The sequence below is a fragment of the Cylindrospermum stagnale PCC 7417 genome, from assembly GCF_000317535.1.
In the GTDB taxonomy this organism is placed as follows: Bacteria; Cyanobacteriota; Cyanobacteriia; order Cyanobacteriales; family Nostocaceae; genus Cylindrospermum; species Cylindrospermum stagnale.
Map to the genome: position 1 here is coordinate 412,445 of NC_020050.1, position 19,377 is coordinate 431,821.

At 45.6% G+C, this 19,377-nt stretch carries 20 protein-coding genes; 17 read left to right on the top strand and 3 right to left on the bottom strand.

The features are described from left to right. The first annotated feature begins 29 nt into the window (after positions 1-29). The 4 genes from CYLST_RS31185 (at position 30) to CYLST_RS35005 (ending at position 2,396) form a co-directional block, all read left to right on the top strand. Positions 30-407: a helix-turn-helix domain-containing protein gene (locus CYLST_RS31185; protein ID WP_041233187.1), complete on the top strand. Its 378-nt coding sequence runs from the start codon at positions 30-32 to the stop codon at positions 405-407. A 67-nt stretch (positions 408-474) separates the two neighbouring features. Next, positions 475-975, top strand: a complete 501-nt coding sequence (locus tag CYLST_RS31190; RefSeq protein WP_085960646.1) for a transposase — start codon at positions 475-477, stop codon at positions 973-975. A gap of 283 nt (positions 976-1,258) precedes the next feature. Then, positions 1,259-1,693, top strand: coding sequence for a hypothetical protein (locus CYLST_RS31195; protein ID WP_015328501.1), 435 nt, complete (start codon positions 1,259-1,261; stop codon positions 1,691-1,693). Positions 1,694-2,237: 544 nt separating this feature from the next. Beyond that, positions 2,238-2,396 carry a hypothetical protein gene (locus tag CYLST_RS35005; protein WP_157162746.1) on the top strand — a complete coding sequence of 53 codons (159 nt, stop codon included), beginning with the start codon at positions 2,238-2,240 and terminating at the stop codon, positions 2,394-2,396. Here the strand turns inward: CYLST_RS35005 and CYLST_RS31200 are convergent. Continuing rightward, a complete protein-coding gene (locus CYLST_RS31200; protein WP_085960646.1) occupies positions 2,381-2,881 on the bottom strand; it encodes a transposase in 501 nt (166 codons plus the stop codon). The two genes, CYLST_RS35005 and CYLST_RS31200, sit on opposite strands and share 16 nt — an antisense overlap. A gap of 59 nt (positions 2,882-2,940) precedes the next feature. Beyond that, positions 2,941-3,327 (bottom strand): helix-turn-helix domain-containing protein, encoded by a 387-nt coding sequence (locus CYLST_RS31205; RefSeq protein WP_041234091.1) that lies wholly within the window; start codon positions 3,325-3,327, stop codon positions 2,941-2,943. Between the two features lie 420 nt (positions 3,328-3,747). Here CYLST_RS31205 and CYLST_RS31215 point away from each other — a divergent pair, with 420 nt between their 5' ends. Beyond that, positions 3,748-4,647 (top strand): hypothetical protein, encoded by a 900-nt coding sequence (locus CYLST_RS31215; RefSeq protein ID WP_015328502.1) that lies wholly within the window; start codon positions 3,748-3,750, stop codon positions 4,645-4,647. A gap of 300 nt (positions 4,648-4,947) precedes the next feature. Here the strand turns inward: CYLST_RS31215 and CYLST_RS36480 are convergent, their stop codons facing one another. Beyond that, on the bottom strand, positions 4,948-5,079 hold the full coding sequence (locus tag CYLST_RS36480; protein ID WP_281172846.1) for a hypothetical protein: 132 nt from the start codon (positions 5,077-5,079) through the stop codon (positions 4,948-4,950). 276 nt (positions 5,080-5,355) lie between these two features. Here CYLST_RS36480 and gnd point away from each other — a divergent pair, with 276 nt between their 5' ends. The 12 genes from gnd to CYLST_RS31270 all read left to right on the top strand — a co-directional run bounded on the left by gnd (position 5,356) and on the right by CYLST_RS31270 (position 19,154). Next, on the top strand, positions 5,356-6,378 hold the full coding sequence (gnd, locus tag CYLST_RS31220) for a phosphogluconate dehydrogenase (NAD(+)-dependent, decarboxylating) (RefSeq protein ID WP_015328504.1): 1,023 nt from the start codon (positions 5,356-5,358) through the stop codon (positions 6,376-6,378). An 11-nt stretch (positions 6,379-6,389) separates the two neighbouring features. Continuing rightward, positions 6,390-7,769: a glucose-6-phosphate dehydrogenase gene (gene zwf / locus CYLST_RS31225; RefSeq protein WP_015328505.1), complete on the top strand. Its 1,380-nt coding sequence runs from the start codon at positions 6,390-6,392 to the stop codon at positions 7,767-7,769. Positions 7,770-8,356: 587 nt separating this feature from the next. Then, complete coding sequence (locus CYLST_RS33940) at positions 8,357-8,536, top strand: hypothetical protein (RefSeq protein ID WP_085960837.1); 180 nt, start codon at positions 8,357-8,359, stop codon at positions 8,534-8,536. A gap of 519 nt (positions 8,537-9,055) precedes the next feature. After that, entirely contained in the window at positions 9,056-9,568 is a 513-nt protein-coding gene (locus CYLST_RS31230) for an SRPBCC family protein (RefSeq protein ID WP_015328507.1), read from the top strand. Positions 9,569-9,673: 105 nt separating this feature from the next. Beyond that, complete coding sequence (locus CYLST_RS31235) at positions 9,674-10,843, top strand: zinc-dependent alcohol dehydrogenase (RefSeq protein ID WP_015328508.1); 1,170 nt, start codon at positions 9,674-9,676, stop codon at positions 10,841-10,843. Positions 10,844-11,496: 653 nt separating this feature from the next. Continuing rightward, positions 11,497-13,386 carry a molecular chaperone DnaK gene (gene dnaK, locus CYLST_RS31240; RefSeq protein WP_015328509.1) on the top strand — a complete coding sequence of 630 codons (1,890 nt, stop codon included), beginning with the start codon at positions 11,497-11,499 and terminating at the stop codon, positions 13,384-13,386. A 290-nt stretch (positions 13,387-13,676) separates the two neighbouring features. Beyond that, positions 13,677-14,450 carry a ChaB family protein gene (locus tag CYLST_RS31245; RefSeq protein ID WP_015328510.1) on the top strand — a complete coding sequence of 258 codons (774 nt, stop codon included), beginning with the start codon at positions 13,677-13,679 and terminating at the stop codon, positions 14,448-14,450. A gap of 232 nt (positions 14,451-14,682) precedes the next feature. Beyond that, positions 14,683-15,513 carry a YfdX family protein gene (locus CYLST_RS31250; RefSeq protein WP_015328511.1) on the top strand — a complete coding sequence of 277 codons (831 nt, stop codon included), beginning with the start codon at positions 14,683-14,685 and terminating at the stop codon, positions 15,511-15,513. A gap of 162 nt (positions 15,514-15,675) precedes the next feature. Beyond that, positions 15,676-16,533: a YfdX family protein gene (locus tag CYLST_RS31255; protein ID WP_015328513.1), complete on the top strand. Its 858-nt coding sequence runs from the start codon at positions 15,676-15,678 to the stop codon at positions 16,531-16,533. A gap of 191 nt (positions 16,534-16,724) precedes the next feature. Further along, the gene (locus CYLST_RS31260) at positions 16,725-17,705 is read left to right on the top strand and encodes a YfdX family protein (protein ID WP_425389094.1); all 981 of its coding nucleotides are present in this window, start codon (positions 16,725-16,727) and stop codon (positions 17,703-17,705) included. Between the two features lie 124 nt (positions 17,706-17,829). Beyond that, positions 17,830-18,837, top strand: a complete 1,008-nt coding sequence (locus tag CYLST_RS31265; RefSeq protein WP_015328515.1) for a DnaJ C-terminal domain-containing protein — start codon at positions 17,830-17,832, stop codon at positions 18,835-18,837. After that, complete coding sequence (locus CYLST_RS31270; RefSeq protein WP_015328516.1) at positions 18,834-19,154, top strand: chaperone modulator CbpM; 321 nt, start codon at positions 18,834-18,836, stop codon at positions 19,152-19,154. Before CYLST_RS31265 ends, CYLST_RS31270 begins: the two co-directional genes overlap by 4 nt. Positions 19,155-19,377 lie beyond the last annotated feature (223 nt).

Consider the following 19,377-nt stretch of genomic DNA (forward strand, 5'->3'; position numbering starts at 1 on the left):
ACACTAAATTAAAATATAAATACCTTTAAATGAAGTCATACTCTGTCGAGTTTCGAGAAAAAATAGTTGCAGCACATCTTCAAAAAAACATCTCAATCAGGAAAGTAGCTAACATATTTTCCGTCTCAAAGAGTTTAGTGCAAAAGCTTGTAAAGCAACAAAAACTTGAAGGAAATTTACAACCAAAGCCGCGAGGGAAACCACAATTTAGTCATTTAACAAATGCGGAAGTAGAGTTAAGGGAATTAGTTGAAGCACATCCAGATGCAACATTGATAGAGTTATGTGAATTCTTGGCAGACAAGACTGGTAATTGGGTGGGTCGAAGTGCAATGTGTCGGGCCTTACAGAAATTAGGATTAAATCGTAAAAAAAACAAAGCGGAGTACCCAAGCCGGGACTCTTAGAGTCTTAAATTTAAGATTAGATTATTGGGAAAAGGTCAAACATATAGAGCCAGAAAATTTAGTATTTTTGGACGAAACTGGCGTTCTACTTGGGTTAACGAGGACTCATGCCCGTTCACAAATGGGAACAAGAGCTTACTCTCTTAACCCCTTCTATAGAGGTTCAAAAGTTACAGTAATTGGAGCAATTAGTATTAACAAAGTAGTTGCATTAATGACAATGAATAATTCAATGGATGGCAGGGCATTTGAATTATTTGTTGAGAAGTTTTTAGTGCCAAATTTATGGTCAGGAGCAGTAGTAGTCATGGATAATTTATCCGCACATAAACTAGATTCAATTGTGCTAATGATTGAAGCTGTAGGCGCGAAAGTTATTTGTTTATCCTCATACTCTCCCGATTTTAATCCAATTGAATTATGGTGGTCACAACTTAAATCTTTTCTACGCCGTTTCGCTCCAACTACAACGGAAATGGTTGATAAACTAATCTCAGTTGCACTCGACTTAATAAATCCTCAACAATTAAGAAACTGGTTTGCTAGTTGCTGCTACTGTACCTCATAATAGCCGGAAACGCTGTATATTGGTCTAGCTAAAACTCACTTACAACATATCCTGACTGCTGCCGCTATCAATCTAGGTCGAGTTTTCGCTTGGTTGGAGGAGATCCCACGGGCGAAAACTCGCTCCTCACACTTTGCGAGACTGGCAGACTCTACTGTGTGCTAGAAAATAACCGTGATTGCTTGTTGCTTAAATATTAATAGAATTTGAGCTTTATCCATGTATTACATGGTGAGGCTAGCTATTCTAAGTTAAATTTACGATGTAATACACGGTTGAGTTTATGTTCAAACGGGATATTCAAGGAAAGTTTGCGCTTAAGAATGATGACTATCGTGAAGTACGCTCTTTGCGATTAACAGATGATACTTGGAAGGCTATTGGTATTGCTTCTGAATGTTTTGGCTTAACCCGTGCTGATTATTTAGAACACATTGTTAGGCATAACGCTCTTCCGAGTATTACACGGGAAGACTCAGGATTTTTAGCTGACACTCCACCAGAAAACGAATCCCAACCGAGTATTACACGGCAGAGGGAGTTTCATCTAACATCTGATAAGGCTGCAAAACAGTCTGTTGCGTTGGCGATAGAGGAACTTGAAATTTTACGTGATCGTGTTTTGTCTGAACTGAAATTGGGTAAGCAAGCTACTGGGTATAAAACTGCTCAGAAGGTTCTCAATTGTTTCATTGCTGAACTAATCGGTTCAGTTTAGCTGTTTGGGGAATTCGCCAACGGTATCCGGTATCCGTATCTTGAAAAAATATTCCCAAATCTTGGTATAGTAACCAACATTGGAACGGGATTCGCAGCGACAACACATACACCAGAAGTAATTCAGCAATTCATCAACACTCCCCCAGGCGCGAGGGAAGAAACCCAACGAATTAATCAGGCAATGCTGCAAGAATTGATGGTTAATCAAAGTTAAGAACAATCGCCAAAAACCTCAATTTCCATAACTAGAGAAGAAACACATTTTATAATCCTTGCCAGGTAAGGATTCGAGGTTTTTAATCTCGGCGGTGTTTCTTCTATATTTTGCTAGCGTGTAGCCGCGTTAGTCGGAGGCTCATATATTGCACCTCTCCGTAGAAACACAGGCAACGTAAAAACATAGGCGATGTGGCTACCTGATTTTCATGGGTTTTTGTAGCTAAATCAAGGGTTTTGGTTTAATATTGAGTAACTAAATTACATCAATTTTTCTTAGTGCAAGATGTGAGATGATCAATCTATTTACATCTTAATAGAATACTGTGCTAAAACAATTGTCTGCTGTTGCCATTTCTTTGGTCTTGAGTTTAGGTTTTAGTTCTACTGTTGAAGCTGCTACTTCCCGTTCTGCTTGGATACAAACCGAAATCTATCAATACAATCATCCTTACAGCGTTTCCGGCTATTATGAGGTACAGTAGCAGCAACTAGCAAACCAGTTTCTTAATTGTTGAGGATTTATTAAGTCGAGTGCAACTGAGATTAGTTTATCAACCATTTCCGTTGTAGTTGGAGCGAAACGGCGTAGAAAAGATTTAAGTTGTGACCACCATAATTCAATTGGATTAAAATCGGGAGAGTATGAGGATAAACAAATAACTTTCGCGCCTACAGCTTCAATCATTAGCACAATTGAATCTAGTTTATGTGCGGATAAATTATCCATGACTACTACTGCTCCTGACCATAAATTTGGCACTAAAAACTTCTCAACAAATAATTCAAATGCCCTGCCATCCATTGAATTATTCATTGTCATTAATGCAACTACTTTGTTAATACTAATTGCTCCAATTACTGTAACTTTTGAACCTCTATAGAAGGGGTTAAGAGAGTAAGCTCTTGTTCCCATTTGTGAACGGGCATGAGTCCTCGTTAACCCAAGTAGAACGCCAGTTTCGTCCAAAAATACTAAATTTTCTGGCTCTATATGTTTGACCTTTTCCCAATAATCTAATCTTAAATTTAAGACTCTAAGAGTCCCGGCTTGGGTACTCCGCTTTGTTTTTTTTTACGATTTAATCCTAATTTCTGTAAGGCCCGACACATTGCACTTCGACCCACCCAATTACCAGTCTTGTCTGCCAAGAATTCACATAACTCTATCAATGTTGCATCTGGATGTGCTTCAACTAATTCCCTTAACTCTACTTCCGCATTTGTTAAATGACTAAATTGTGGTTTCCCTCGCGGCTTTGGTTGTAAATTTCCTTCAAGTTTTTGTTGCTTTACAAGCTTTTGCACTAAACTCTTTGAGACGGAAAATATGTTAGCTACTTTCCTGATTGAGATGTTTTTTTGAAGATGTGCTGCAACTATTTTTTCTCGAAACTCGACAGAGTATGACTTCATTTAAAGGTATTTATATTTTAATTTAGTGTACCTCATAACAGACGCAAGTGCTGTAAGGTTTTTTCCCTTTAACCTTTTTCCTTTCCCCCAAAACCCGACAAGTATTGAGGGTGATCGCTCCTTTATTAACCAGCACCTGTGGTTTTTGATAAACAGCGTGCCATGTTGTCTCCTATTCATTCCCAATTCCATAAAATCCCTGTGTTTAAGTTTTAATAAGAATCGGGAGTATCCATCCCCCAATGGCACCAGTCATACAAACGGCTGCTAAAATTGAGAAAACTTCAGTTCGACTCTCTGCTTTCACAAAAGCATTGCTCTTTAAACGTCCTCATTTTTTGCTTAGATTATCTCGCTACAATTCCCACGTTGATCTAGTAATTAGCTCATGCTGCGAGAGGAACCCTAGGGAGTGAGATCATGACTAAACCGATTCAAATTCTGTTACAGACAACAATTCCCACCAATGAAGATGATTGGTATATTGGGCGATTTTCTTTGCTAAAGGACTATTTAGCTTCGTTGAAAAGTGACACTGGGGAACCCCTGTACCAGGTAACAGCAAGGGATCGAGAAAATACTGCTGAAAAAAACGATCCAGTTTTAAGTACGCTGGATAATTCAGATTTTGATGAACTGTGGCTGTTTGCTGTGGATGTAGGGGATGGCATAACTCCAAAAGAGTGTCAGAGCATCAGTGCCTTCCGTCAGCGCGGCGGCGGTTTATTGGTCAGCCGTGACCATCAAGATGTAGGTTGTTCGGTTTGCAATCTTGGTGGTGTCGGCGCAGCCCATTACTTTCACAGTAAGAATCCCGATCCCGATCCCTCGCACCACTACCCTGATGACATCTACACTAAGTATATTTCCTGGCCCAACTTCCATTCTGGGTTAAATGGTGACTACGAGAAAATTGCTCCCATAGAACCTATTCATGACTTACTCAAGAATCCTACATCACCTTCTGAGGAGATTGAATTCTTTCCGGCTCATCCCCATGAAGGAGCCGTAGGTGTGCCTGCAAACGAGAAGAATGCACGAGTAATTGCCTTGGGTACAAGCTCAGTCTCCGGTCGGGACTTCAACTTAGTAGTTGCTTTTGAAAGTACCCAGGATGAACAAGGAAATATTTTAGGACGTGCGATCGCTGAATCAAGCTTCCACCATTTCGCCGACTACAATTGGGATGTTGATATGGGCGCACCTAGCTTTGTAACCGAACCCCCTGGAGATGGGATGAAGCAAAACCCACAAGCCCTTGAACATATTAAAGCCTATGTGCGAAACTTAGCCCTCTGGCTGGCTCCTACCTCAAGTTAAAGGAAAGTCTCCCATCCTTAAAGACTATGTGTAAACAGCCTTTATCAAACCTTTTTCGATATGTCTTAACTACGAATCACGTTAGCGTAGCGGTAGCGAGTCCGCAAGCGTCATTACGAATTATAAATTATATCACTTCCTGCCTGAGTTAAGAAGGCAGAAGTACAGCCTCCGGATGCCGCAGGCTGTACGGGAGTGATGCCTCCGGCACGCTACGCGTTAGCGGAGCTTTCGCTCTAGCGATACGCAATCGACGGGAACCGCCCGTTAGAGGATGCCCGAAGGGCTGTAGACTGCGACTCACTCACCGCCTGCGCGGGTTCCAAACCATTGATTTTCGGTTAGTCCGCGTAGGCGGACTTCGTTTGTATAGCCACGAATTTCATTCGTTAGGGCTAGGTGCAAGATATGTGGAGATTCAGATGCAAACATATCCATGTTTTGGGCAAAAGAATAACCGCCGACATGGTAATCTTCTGTTTCTGTAAATCTACAGAAGCTAAGTTTTATTTATAACTAAACATACTTATCTGTTTTGATTTGACGGTTGTTATAGTTTTGGACTGATTATTGGTTTTTTACGGGTATCTACGTTTGGTGCAAGATCTGAGTCAACTCAGTCTGAGCGTAAGTGCCTCAACAGAGGAATAGCAGCCACCCTTGCTGCTATTGAACGCAAAAAGCTGAAAACCAGGAGGCGAAAAACCTATGGAACTTGGAATGATTGGACTCGGACGTATGGGCGCAAACATGGCACAGCGTTTGATGCGTGCTGGGCATCGTGTAGTTGGCTATGTCCGCCGTACTGAGAAATTGGAGGCAATGGTCAGGGAAGGTGTAATTGCAGCCGGAGCAAGCTCAATCGCCGATCTAGTCAGCAAGTTATCTAAACCCCGCGCCCTTTGGTTGATGATGCCTGCCGCTTCGGTGGATGAAACCATTGAAACGCTCATTGAGCTACTCGAACCAGATGACATTATTATAGATGGCGGTAACTCATACTACCATGATGACATTCGTCGAGCGGCCACATTAAAGGAGCGAGGCATTCACTACGTTGATTGCGGTACGAGTGGAGGTGTTTGGGGATTGGAGCGGGGTTATTGCTTGATGATAGGCGGCGAACCAATGGCCGTCAAACGCCTCGATCCCATTTTTGCATCTCTAGCTCCGGGTGTAGGAGCGATTGACCGCACTCCAGGACGAGACAAGGCAGGCGGTACTGCCGAGCAAGGCTATCTCCACTGCGGGACCATCGGTGCGGGACACTTCGTCAAAATGGTGCACAACGGCATTGAATACGGTGTCATGGCGGCGTATGCAGAAGGTTTGAATATTCTTCACCACGCCAACATCGGCAAGAATCAGCGCGAGATCGATGCTGAAACCACACCATTAAGCAATCCAGAGCATTATCAGTATGACTTTAATCTTGCAGATATTGCCGAAGTCTGGCGTCGGGGTAGTGTAATTGCTTCCTGGCTATTGGATTTGACAGCGATCGCCTTATTGACAAGCCCTAATTTAGAAGAGTTTGGCGGTCGCGTATCGGATTCTGGCGAAGGCCGTTGGACAGTGATCGCGGCGATCGATGAATCTGTACCAGCTCCGGTGTTAAGTGCAGCGCTGTTTGCTCGCTTTAGCTCCCGTGGCGAAGCAGACTTTGCCGACAAACTTTTGTCAGCCATGCGCTATCAGTTTGGCGGCCATCATGAAAAAGCTAATTCCTAAAGAGGTTGGTCATGGGAACTCCTGATTCAGACGCACTAGTATTTTTTGGGGCAACAGGTGACCTAGCCTACAAAAAAATCTTCCCCAGCCTTCAGGCAATGGTACGGCGGGGCCATCTCAATGTCCCAGTCATTGGCGTTGCCGGACGACCTTGGACGACGGAGCAACTTTGCCAAAGGGTACGCGATAGCTTAGAACATCATGGCGGTGTAGATCCAATCGCATTTGAGAAACTTTCGGCACAACTCCAATACGTTGCTGGTGACTACAACCAACAAGAAACTTACGAAAAATTACGTCAAGCCCTTGGTGATGCAACCAGCCCGCTCTACTATTTGGCAATTCCACCGAGTTTGTTTGCACAAGTAGTGTCAGGATTGGGCAAATCAGGCTGTGCTAGAAATGCGCGGGTGGTAATTGAAAAACCATTTGGACGGGATTTGCAATCAGCACGCGAGTTAAATCAAATTCTGGCATCAGTTTTTCCCGAATCATCCATCTATCGCATCGACCATTACCTGGGGAAAGAACCACTGCTGAATTTACTCTATTTTCGGTTTGCCAACTCTTTTCTGCAACCGATCTGGAATCGCAACTACCTTGAAAGCATCCAGATTGTGATGGCAGAGGACTTTGGCATTCAAGGACGGGGGCGCTTTTATGAGGAGACTGGTGCGATTCGGGATGTAGTGGCAAACCATATGCTGCAAGTATTGGCTTCAGTGTGCATGGATGCTCCCGCTAGTACGGCTTTTGATGCCATCCGCGATGAAAAAAAGCGTATTCTCAAAGCTATACCCTCACTGCAACCTAATGAGATTATTCGCGGTCAATATCGCGGTTACCGCAACGAAGAAGGTGTTTCTTCTGACTCCCAAGTAGAAACTTTTGCTGCCGTGCGGTTATTTATTAATACCTGGCGGTGGTCAGGAGTTCCTATATACATCCGGGCTGGGAAGAATTTGCCTGTTAAAACTACTGAGGTGATGGTCAAGCTCAAGTGCCCGCCTTTAGATGTCTTCCAAGAAGGAGGAAAAGAAAACACTAATTATGTTCGTTTTTTACTCGATCCGGAGGTGATTGTGGGATTAGGCGCTCGCGCTAAAATCCCTGGAGAAGATATGATCGGCTCTGTGCTTGAACTTCTAGCCTTTTACGGAGGTGGCGACCAGATGGAACCATACGAACGTTTATTGGGTGATGCCATGCGGGGCGATCCCACCTTATTTGTACGGGAAGATACCGTGGAAGAGGAATGGCGGATTGTCCAGCCAATTCTCGATAACGTCACACCTGTTTACGAATATGAACCAAATACATGGGGCCCAGCTGAGTCAGATAAGCTGCTCTTACCAAACGATCGCTGGTACAATCCTTTGCCAAGAGAGTAGCAGATATTGCTCAGAAATCAAAAATGGTTGTTATTGTAAGCAATAGGCAATGGCATCGGTGAGAGGTTAAGGTAATGGCACATTTGTCAAGAGGGTGCAGCAAAAGGAGACAAATCCAGCGATTGAGGCTGGCTTTCGCAGCGTTTTACCTGTCCCTTTCCTTATCCCGAACTCAGGTTATGTTAATAATACATCTGTGAAGTACTCCGGCTTGCTTCGCTGAAGCCGTAGCTTCAGTAAAACAACCATCATCGTTTCGCGTCTCACCCGCCGTCGCCTCTTTGTACAAGCACAAATTGGACTTACACCGCGTCTCTCGGTTTGCACCGTTTATCCCCTCAAGGGAGAACCCGCGCAGCCGTCCGCCTCCCGCAGACAGTTTGATTTATTTTCCGTACAGTAGGCTTGGCTTATTTTTTACCGCCGAACGTAATCAGACGAACCAGTGGTCTACTCTTTCCCCCTTTCTCACGCTCTTAGACAAGGCATAGCATATTACTGCTACGTGACCGTTTGTTGTGAGTCGTGTGGGTGGGTCAACAACCATTTACATATTATCATATATGTGGCCTAACGTGTACACAAGTATGAAAGAGAAATCATTGCGTTTTCGGATGTCTGAGCGGCGGTACAATAAGCTCAAGGTATATGCCACTAATAAAGAAAAGACGATGACACAATTGATTGAAGACTGGATTGACCGACTACCGAGTCCAGTTATTGACGATTCCTCAGCCATCTCACTCCCTAATCAACCTAACGGTTGATTAGGGAGTGAGATGCTTTCGTCATCGTCCAGCTATCCATCCCCTCCCTGCTGCGCTGAGGGAGGGGAGTTTCGCCGAATTAGTTAAAAGTCCGTTGGGAGTACGGTGTCCTCCAACAATTCACAATCATACCTTGAGCATTCAATATTCAATATTTAGATGCGTTCGCGCTGTTCTGCTTTTTGGGAGAAGGCTCGCTAGCGTTGTGCTAACAGCAGTTACGCTCGTTCGCTCTTAGCGTCTCCCCTTGGGAGAAGGCTCGCTAGCGTTGTGCTAACACCATTTCTGCTTCTGAAAACGCAACTGTTTTGTAAATTAACTAAGTGTTTTTGTATACAAATATTGTAACTGCCAATTACTACTTTTGTAGTATCAATTTATTGAAAAACTAAGACTATTGAAAGAGTATAAGTAATTTTTTTTAAACTACAACTCTAAGCAATAGAAGAGTTAGGACAAATCAATTTGTCCCAAGTTTGATAATTAAAAGACATATAGCAAGCACAAGAGGCAATGGTCATGAGTACAGTCATGAACCAACGGGTCAAAGTTGAAAAGACTTTAACCATTAACAAACCAGTAGAGGAACTTTATCGCTTTTGGCGTAACTTTGATAACTTGCCACGCTTTATCAAGCATCTCAAAGAGGTGAGGGTATACGACGAGAAGCGATCGCACTGGATTAGCAAAGGATTCTTAAATGGAAGCGTTGAATGGGATGTAGTCATTACCGAAGACCGAGAAAACGAATTGATTGCCTGGACTTCGGTTGAAGGCGCAGCAATTGAAACCTCTGATCGCGTCCACTTCAAGCCAGCACCTGGGAATCGTGGCACTGAGGTAAAAACAGTGCGAGAATTTACCCCGCCTGGGGGTGCGATTGGGGCTGCGTTGGCGAAGCCCGTCACAGACATCGCTAAATTATTTGGCGAAGACCCAGAACTGCAAATTAAAGAAGATTTACGCCGCTTCAGAATGCTGATGGAAGCAGGTGAGATTGCCACAACCGAAGGTCAACCGCGAGGTAGTTAGGTTATCAGCCTTGAGTTGGGGACTGAGAGGAGCAGGGGAGCAGAGGAGACAAAGAAAATAACCACTGACAACTGACAAGTAAATACCGACAAAGGACTAATGGCTATGAAAGCAGTTTGCTGGAATGGTGCCAACGATGTACGGGTAGAAACAGTACCCGATCCAAAAATCATTAATCCGCGTGATGCTGTTATTAGAATCACGACAACAGCAATTTGCGGTTCTGATTTACACCTTTATAACGGCTACGTCCCCACAATGGAAAAGGGCGATATCCTGGGTCATGAAATGATGGGGGAAGTCGTTGAAATAGGCAGTGCCGTCAAAAATTTAAATATAGGCGATCGCGTGGTTGTACCATTCCCTATCGGCTGTGGTAACTGCTGGTACTGTCAACATGACTTCTGGTCATTGTGCGATAACTCTAACCCAAACGCTTGGTTAGCAGAAAAATTCATGGGTTATTCACCCTCTGGTATTTTTGGCTACTCTCATATGCTAGGTGGCTACGCTGGTGGTCAAGCTCAATATGCCCGCGTTCCCTTTGCCGATACTGGTTTGTTTAAGATTCCTGATGGCCTAACAGACGAACAAGTAGTGTTTCTAACAGATATCTTCCCCACCGGATATATGGCGGCAGATAACTGTAATATTCAGCCCGGTGATATTGTCGCAGTCTGGGGGTGTGGCCCAGTCGCACAATTCACAATTAAGAGTGCTTATCTACTTGGTGCTGAACGAGTCATCGCTATCGATCGAATTCCCGAACGCCTACAGATGGCTAAAGATCAAGGCAAGGCAGAAATCCTTAACTATGAAGAAGTAGATGTTGGTGAAGCCCTCAAAGAAATGACAGGTGGACGCGGCCCAGATGCTTGCATTGATGCTGTGGGGTTGGAAGCACACGGCACGGGTCTAGAAGGAGTATATGACGAAGTAAAGCAAGCAGTGCGTCTGGAAACAGACCGGCCCCATGTGCTGCGGCAAGTGATGATTGACTGTCGCAAAGGCGGTCACGTGTCTATTCCTGGTGTTTATGTCGGCGTTGTAGACAAAATACCTATGGGTGCTGCCATGAACAAAGCCTTAGTATTCAAAATGGGACAAACACACGTTCATAAGTACTTAAACGCGTTACTCGATCATATCCAAAATGGCAGGATCGATCCATCTTTCGTGATCACCCATCGTCTACCGTTAGATGAAGCACCCCGGGGTTACGAAATTTTCAAAGACAAGAAGGAAAACTGTATCAAAGTTGTACTCAAACCATAAGGCAGGAGAAAAGACACGGAGAGTGGGAGATGCAAAGATGCAAAGAAAGAACTCTCCATGTCCCTCTATCCCCGCACGCAACTTCTCTCCGTATCCTTCTAATCGATGATATCTCTATCGGATGATGGGCAAAGAACGAATATCCCCAGGCACTCTCACTCTTGGTGTCCGTTGAAAGTATTCGCGAGAGTAGTAATTTTGCCGACCGCCGTTATCTACAAACGGGAGCAATGCGATTTTGTGAGATGGGTAAGTTCTTGAGGCAGAGGAGGCAGGGAGAGAGAGAAAGAAACAAGTGTATTCAGGGCTATTGAGGTAGTAAAAATTACTAAAACTTTCTCTTTGCTCCCTCTGCTTCCCCTACTCCCCAAGATGAAGTCAAAAGTAAAAAGGTGAGCCACTGCGGTGGACGGTAACACCTGCATAAAGCAAGTGGCGAACCTGAAGGGCAAAAGGCAAAAGAGAACTGATGAAGTCTTGAAATTTAATTCTTAATTCTTTACTTTTTACTTTTTACTTTTACTTTTACTTTTTGAATTACTAGCTCCTGCTCCTCCTCACTCATCACTAATTTGGCGATTGGCATTTATTCAACTTGTCCTGAATCCAAACTCTCAATTTTTTATCTCAATCTTTGAAGGAGGTTGCTAACGATGGCAAAAATCGTTGGTATTGATTTAGGAACTACCAACTCCTGTATAGCCGTAATGGAAGGTGGACAACCCATCGTCATTCCGAACACAGAAGGCGGTCGCACAACTCCGTCTGTGGTTGCCTACACCAAGAAGGGCGAAAAACTTGTTGGGCAAATTGCCAAGCGCCAGGGTGTAATGAACCCAGAAAACACCTTTTATTCCGTTAAGCGGTTCATTGGGCGCAGGTATGATGAAGTCACCCAAGAGGCAAAACAAGTTACTTACAAGGTGGTACGTGACAGTAATGGCAACGTCAAGCTATATTGTCCCGCTCTGAACAAGGAATTTTCACCCGAAGAAATCTCGGCTGAGGTAGTCCGCAAGCTGATAGATGATGCCAGCACATATCTGGGAGAACCGGTGAGGCAAGCGGTAATTACCACCCCTGCCTATTTCAATGACTCTCAACGGCAGGCTACCAAAGATGCCAGTAGAATTGCCGGGATTGAAGTTCTGCGAATTATCAACGAGCCAACGGCGGCTGCCCTCGCCTACGGACTTGACAAGAAAACCAATGAAACCATCCTAGTCTTTGACTTAGGTGGTGGGACGTTTGACGTGTCTATCCTAGAAGTGGGTGATGGTGTGTTTGAAGTGAAAGCTACCAGTGGCGACACCCACTTGGGCGGTGATGACTTTGATAAGAGAATCGTAGACTGGCTAGCAACCGAATTCCAGCGTAACGAAGGCATCGACCTCCGTAAAGACAAACAAGCCCTGCAACGCCTCACCGAAGCAGCAGAAAAAGCCAAAATTGAACTGTCAAGCGCAACACAGACGAACATTAACTTACCTTTTATTACCGCAACCCCGGAAGGCCCGAAACATCTAGATATGACCTTAACGCGGGTACAGTTCGAGCAAATGTGCGCCGACTTGTTCAATCGCAGCCGCATTCCTGTCGAACAAGCCCTGCGCGATGCTAAACTGAGTCCCGCAGATATTGACGAAGTAATCCTAGTGGGTGGTGCAACTCGAATGCCGGCTGTCCAGCAACTGGTACGGCAGATAATAGGCAAAGACCCTCACCAGGGTGTCAACCCGGATGAAGTCGTAGCAGTGGGTGCAGCGATTCAGGCAGGTGTGCTTGGGGGTGAAGTGAAGGACGTGCTGCTCCTAGATGTCACGCCCTTGTCGCTGGGTGTTGAAACTCTAGGTGGTGTGACGACCAAGATCATTCCGCGCAATACCACTATTCCAGTGAAAAAGTCCGAGGTATTCTCAACGGCGGCTGACGCCCAAACAAACGTAGAAATCCATGTTCTGCAAGGCGAACGCGAAATGGCATCCGACAACAAGAGCCTGGGAACCTTCCGACTAGATGGGATTCCTCCAGCTCCCAGAGGTATGCCACAGATCGAAGTTACCTTTGACATTGATGCTAACGGGATTCTGTCAGCAACTGCCAGAGAAAAAGCCACAGGTAAAGAACAGTCCATTAGCATCACAGGTGCGTCTACCCTCGATAAATCTGAAGTTGAGCGGATGGTGAAAGAAGCCGAGCGCAATGCGGAAGAAGACCATAGGCGGCGCGAACAAATTGATACCAAAAATATGGCGGATTCCGTCGCCTATCAAGCCGAGAAACAACTTCAGGATTTGGGCGACAAAGTGCCACCAGCAGACAAGTCCCGCGTGGAAGGCTTAATTCGAGACTTGCGTCAGGCAATTGAGCAGAACAACATCGATCGCATGAAGTCTCTCACCAACGAAATTCAACAAGCCTTGATGCAAATCGGCACTGCGGTCTACTCACAAGCAGGCGCATCTCCAAACGGTGGTACTTCTACAGACCGTCAAGGCGGCGGTGAAGATGTCATCGATGCAGACTTTGTGGAACAAAAGTAACAAGACGCAGCGAGCAGTCGTTGCTCTGGTTCTCAGAGTTAAAGGAACTGCTTTAGCGAGCCTGCGTGCGTCACCCTCTGGATACAGCACTTCCCGCTATCGTGAGGTACATGTTTAGTGCTGAAAGGGTCGAAAAGGAGGGAGTGTGGAGGCGGAGAGACTGTACTTCATTACAGCAGGAACCGCTGTAACGCAGTGAAATTATCAAATACTCTCTTCCTATCCCCGCGTCCTTAAATCTGCACCACATTTCGTGATGTTGTCTAGTTTTTTAATTTGGAGTAATTTTTATGACTTCTACATCTGAAAAAACCGCCCTCAAAAGTGTCTCTGCTATCTTCAAAGATGAGAAGAAGATGCAAGAAGTGGTTGAGGGTCTAATTGATCGCGGCGTTCCCAAAGATCGCATTTCGATGATTGGTCGCGACTTCCACGCCGAAACTCGCATCTCCGGATTTGTGACTAAACAAGATGTGATCTTGGATGGACTCGCCACCGGAGCGATTTTTGGATCGCTGTTTGGTTCTTTGTTGGCTTTACTTACGGGTGTGGGTGTGTTGTTCATTCCCTTTTTGGGAACCGTAGTAGCAGCAGGCCCTTTGGGAGCAGCATTATTAGGAGCGGCAGGCGGTGCTTTATATGGTTCCTTGGGAGCAGGCATTGGAGCTGCCTTAATCGCAATGGGTATGCCGGAGGACAAAGCTGCTATTTACGAAACACGCCTGAAAGCAGGTGAGTTTTTACTGGTCGCGGAAGTGCCACAAGAACAAGCAGACGAAGTTGTCTCACTGTTAGAAAGTGCGGGTGCGGAAGAAGTCGCTATCACTGACATGAAGATTCCCCGTCAACCAAAAGGTGAACTGGCAGATAATGAGCAGATTTCACCAGAAATTAGAGCAAATCTGTCGGACGACGCGCAAAAAACTTTTGTTGATACCTACAATCGGTCGTTCAGAGAAGCCAATGGAAAAGATAATGCCTTGACGAAGGCTTGGGATCGGGTCAAACAGGTGTTCGATCGCGACGAAAAAGGCACTTATTCCAGGTCTAAAGTCAGATCGTAAATTTCCAGAGTTGCGATCGCTTCCAGCGGGCGCTCTGCGCCATCGCCTACGGTGGGGACTCTGTTGGCGAAATGCGATCGCTATCCTCAAAGCCTTGAAATGTCATAGCTACTCACATCAGGAATTGCGGTTTGCATGAATTCGCCAACAGAGTCCGGTGGGCCGAGTGCCCATCGCGACGAAAAAGGCACTTATTCCAGTCACAAAACAACTTAACTAACCGGAACAGATTATGAACTCTCAAACATTGAATCAGCCCGATATTCGTCTTCAGCAGGAAATTGATAAGGAGACGAAAAAGGCAACAGATGAGGCTGAAAGATGCCTAGATCGAGAAGCGGTTTCCGCCATCGAAGAAACTCGAAATGCAATTAATGCCATTGAGGAGGAAAATACTCAAGAAGCGATCGCTGCTTTAGAACGAGCAACTGGAAAACTTGACATTCTGGTGGCAAGATACCCTGAACTGGGCTTGGTTCCCGTCATGACTCAGGTATCCATAATCAATGTTGCCCCTTTGGATCTTCATGTGATTGAACGAATTCGCACTCAACTTAAGAATGCTTTCAATAACGAAGATTTTCCGACTGCTCGTCAACTTTTGAACAACCTGATGAGCGAGATTCGGACATTAATCGTCAATCTGCCACTAGAAACGTATCCTGATGCTATGAGAGAGGCAGCCCGGTTGTTGAGCGAAGGAAAAACCGATGCAGCCAGAACACTTTTGCAAGTTGCTCTCTCAACCCTAGTGCTAACAGAGCAATCTCGACCAATTCCGCTGCTCAATGCTTACACCCTCTTAGTAGATGCAGTCGATCTAGCAGAGAGCGATCCAGAGCAAACGCTGAGGTTGTTGAAAGACGCTCGCACTCAACTTAAGTTGGCTCAAGAACTGGGCTACGCCAGAAGTAATCCTGAGTATGCAGAACTTGAGCAGGCAATCAAAAATCTGGAGCGGCAAGTTAAGGCAAGTGAGAAAACCACAGACGCATTTGCCAAGCTTCAGGAAAGATTCTCTAGTTTCTTCAATAAGGTATCCGCAGCCATCAATCCAGCTTAATGAAGGCAGAAGGCAGGTGGTCACTGAGCGTAGCCGAAGTGAGGCAGAAGGCAGGAGTTAGTTATTCTTACCCTTTGCCTGTCTCTAGTCTCCCTCATCTTCCTTTTCCCATACTTCAATCGAGCGAGGCGCAAAACAAGTTAACAAATCAGGACAATAATTATGAACGCCCAAACATCGAATCCACAAGATAATCGAGATCAGCAAGAAGATGCTCGTAATCAGCAAGAGATTGACAACGAGAGACAAAAGGCAACAGATGAAGCTCAAAGATGCGTAGATCAAGAAGCAGTTTCCGCGCTCAAAGAAACTCGAAATGCAATTAACGCCATTGACCAGGGAAATACTCAAGAAGCACTTCAAGCTTTAGAACGAGCAACAGGAAAACTTGAAATTCTAGTAGCACGATACCCTGAACTGGGTTTTGTTCCTGTGTCGGCTCAAGTAAATATAATCGATCTTGCCCCTGACGATTCTAATGAGATTGAGCAAATTCGTAATCAAATTAAAAGTACTGTGAATGAGGACGATTTTCGTACTGCTCGTCAACTGTTGAACAGCCTGGTGAGCGAGATTCGCACAACAATCTTTAATCTGCCACTAGCGACATATCCTGATGCTATGAAGGAAGCAGCCCGGTTGTTGAGCGAAGGTAAAACCGATGAAGCCAAAACGGTGCTGCAACTTGCCCTCTCAACCCTAGTGGTGACAGAAGTTGCTCGACCCCTACCGCTGCTTAGAGCCGATATTGACATAATGAGTGCAGTTGCTATAGCAGACAGCGATCGCGAAGGAACGCTGAGGTTGCTGGAAGATGCTCGCAACTATCTCAGGTTGACTCATCAACTGGGCTATGCCAAAGGCGATCCTGAATATGCAGAACTTGAGCAGGCAATCCAAGATATCGAGCGGCAAGTTAGGGCAAACGAGAGAACCGCAGACCCATTGAGTCGGCTCCTGGAAAAATTCTCTAGTTTCTTCAACCGTATATCTGGAAACGCCCCCGCCCAACCAGCTTGATGAAGGTAGAAGGCAGGTGGTCACTGAGCGTAGCCGAAGTGAGGCAGGAGGCGAGAAGAGGATAGGGAGATAGGGAGAATCAATGCTCTGCCCCTCCGCCCCCCTGCTCCCTCTGCTTCCCCTGCTCTTCTTGCCCCTCCGCCCCCTACCTTCTTCAATCCAGGTGCAAAACAAGTTTATAAACCAGGAGAATGATCGTGAACCGATATCACAGATTCTTTAGAAGGCTGCAAGTCCTGTTCGTGGGTATTCTTTTTTCCTCGCTTCTATTCATCGCTCCTGTTCATGCAGTTAGCTCTGCTGCGGTATCTCCTGAAAGATTGAATCAGCTTGATACTAGTCTTCAGCAGGAGATTGAAAAGGAGAGACAACAGGCAACAGCTGAGGCTGAAAGTAAACTGGATCGAGAAGCGATTGCCGCAATCGAAGAAACTAAAAAAGCGATCGCTGCCATTGAGCGGGGAAAGACTCAAGAAGCAATTGCTGCCCTAGAACGAGCAACTGGAAAAATTGACATTCTAGTAGCACAGTACCCTAAACTAGCTCTAATTCCGGTGGCGGCTCAGGTAGCGATAATCGATTTTGCCCCTCAGGATTTTAATTCGGTTGAGCGAATTCGCAATCAAGTGAAGGGTGTTGCAATTGCAGAAGATTTTCCGGCGGCTCGCGAACTGTTGAACAACCTGATAAGCGAGATTCGCACAGCAATCGTCAATCTGCCATTAGAGAGATATCCAGATGCTACCAAGCAGGCAGCTCGGTTGTTGAACGAAGGCAAAATTGATGAAGCCAAAGGCGTGCTGCAACTTGCGCTCTCAACTTTAGTCGTGACAGAACAAGCTCGACCCCTGCCGCTAGTAAAAGCCCATACCGATCTAGTGACTGCGGTTACTTTAGCAGAGAAGGATCGCAACGCAGCACAGAGGTTGCTAGAAGATGCTCGTGCCCAACTCAAGTTAGCTCAAGAACTAGGATATGCCAGAGGCGATCGCGAGTATGCAGCATTTGACAAAGCAATTAAAAATCTAGAGCGGCAAGTTAAGGCACGTGAGAACACAGCAGGCGCATTTGCCAAGCTTCAAGAACAATTCTCTAGTTTCTTCAACCGAGTATCCGAAGTCGTCAAACCAGGTGATTCCTCAAATATGGCAGAAGCCAGGAGACGCGATTAATCGCGTCTGTACAAGAATTAAAAGTAGAGACGCGATGAATCGCGTCTGTATAAGAGTGAGGAGTTTTATCTCCCCCTGCCCCCTCTGCCCACCCGTCCCATCGCGTTAATCTCAAGAGGTGCTGATGGTTGCAGCAACCGATTTCAAAGATTATTACCAAATTCTGGGTGTCAGTAAGAACGCCACTCCGGAGGATATCAAAAAAGCCTACCGGAAATTGGCACGGAAATATCACCCGGACTTAAATCCTAACGATAAGCAAGCGGAAGCGCGGTTCAAAGAAATTAACGAAGCTCATGAAGTGCTGTCCGACCCGGAAAAACGCCAGAAGTATGACCAGTATGGTCAGTACTGGCAACAGGCTGCGGCGGGTGCACCTCCACCCAGAGGGACGGGTACACAAGGTTATGACTTTAGCCAGTATGGCAACTTTAATGATTTCATTGATGAATTGCTGGGAGGGTTAGGTCGCAGTGGCGGTCGTACAAGGCAGCGCACAGCTAATTATCGCACTACAAGAAGACCAGAAGGATTCCGGGAATACGCCGACTTTGGCTATGGAGAAGACCCTTTCGGCCGCTTCACTGATGTTCCCGCACAGGATACGGAAGCAGCGATCGCTCTCACTTTTTCTGAAGCATTTCATGGTACACAGAAGCAGCTACAAATTGATGGAGAAACTATCACTGTTCGCATTCCGCCGGGAGTAAAATCGGGAAGCCGCATTCGAGTCAAAGGCAAAGGACAGATGAGTCCTTTTAGTCAGCAACGCGGCGATTTGTATCTGACAATTGAATTATTGCCCCATCCTTTCTTCAAATTTGAGGGCGACAATCTTGCTTGCGAAGTACCTGTCAGCCCAGAGGAAGCTGTACTTGGCGTACAAATAGATGTTCCTACGCCTGATGGCAAGGTAACGATGAAGATTCCGGCTGGTGTGGATTCCGGCCAAGCACTGCGGCTACGTGGCAAGGGCTGGCGCGATCCAAAAGGCAATCGTACCGCTTTGATTGTGCGGTTAAAAATTGTGACACCCAAAGATTTGAGTCCCCAAGAAAGAGAGTGCTATGAAAAATTGCGGCAGGTCAGTAGTTTTAATTCCCGTCAAGGCTTAACGGAGGTGCGGTTATGAGTTCTAACCTGAGTTTGTCTTGCGTGGTGTGGACAGAAGCAGGCGATCGCCTTTATAGTTTCGAACAAGTCGCTTACCTCACCCAAACCTCGGTTTTATTGCTAGAACGATTTGCCCGCCTGGGACTAATTGAACCTGTAGGAATCATGCTGCGCCGACAGGATATCTATCGCGTTGTGCAGATTCAAAGGTTGCACCGCGATCTGAACTTGAATTGGGTCGGAGCAGCAGTGGTGCTAGATATGGTAACTGAAATTGCCCAACTCAAGGCGCAACTGCGTGCCTACCATGCTGAATTACAAATTCGTAATTCGTAATTCGTAATTAAGAGCGTTAACAAAAATGCGTAGGCTAGGGACGGAAACAACTGTCTCTACCTCCCCACATCTCTCCCTTTCTTTTTCAACGTGATACCATTTCATGAAAATAATGAAACAGACCCAAACCCTGAAAGCCTGACTAGGTAAGACTTTCTTAATTACGAATTACGTTAGCGCAGCTTTAGCGACGCAGGAGCGTCACTACGAATTACGAATTGGT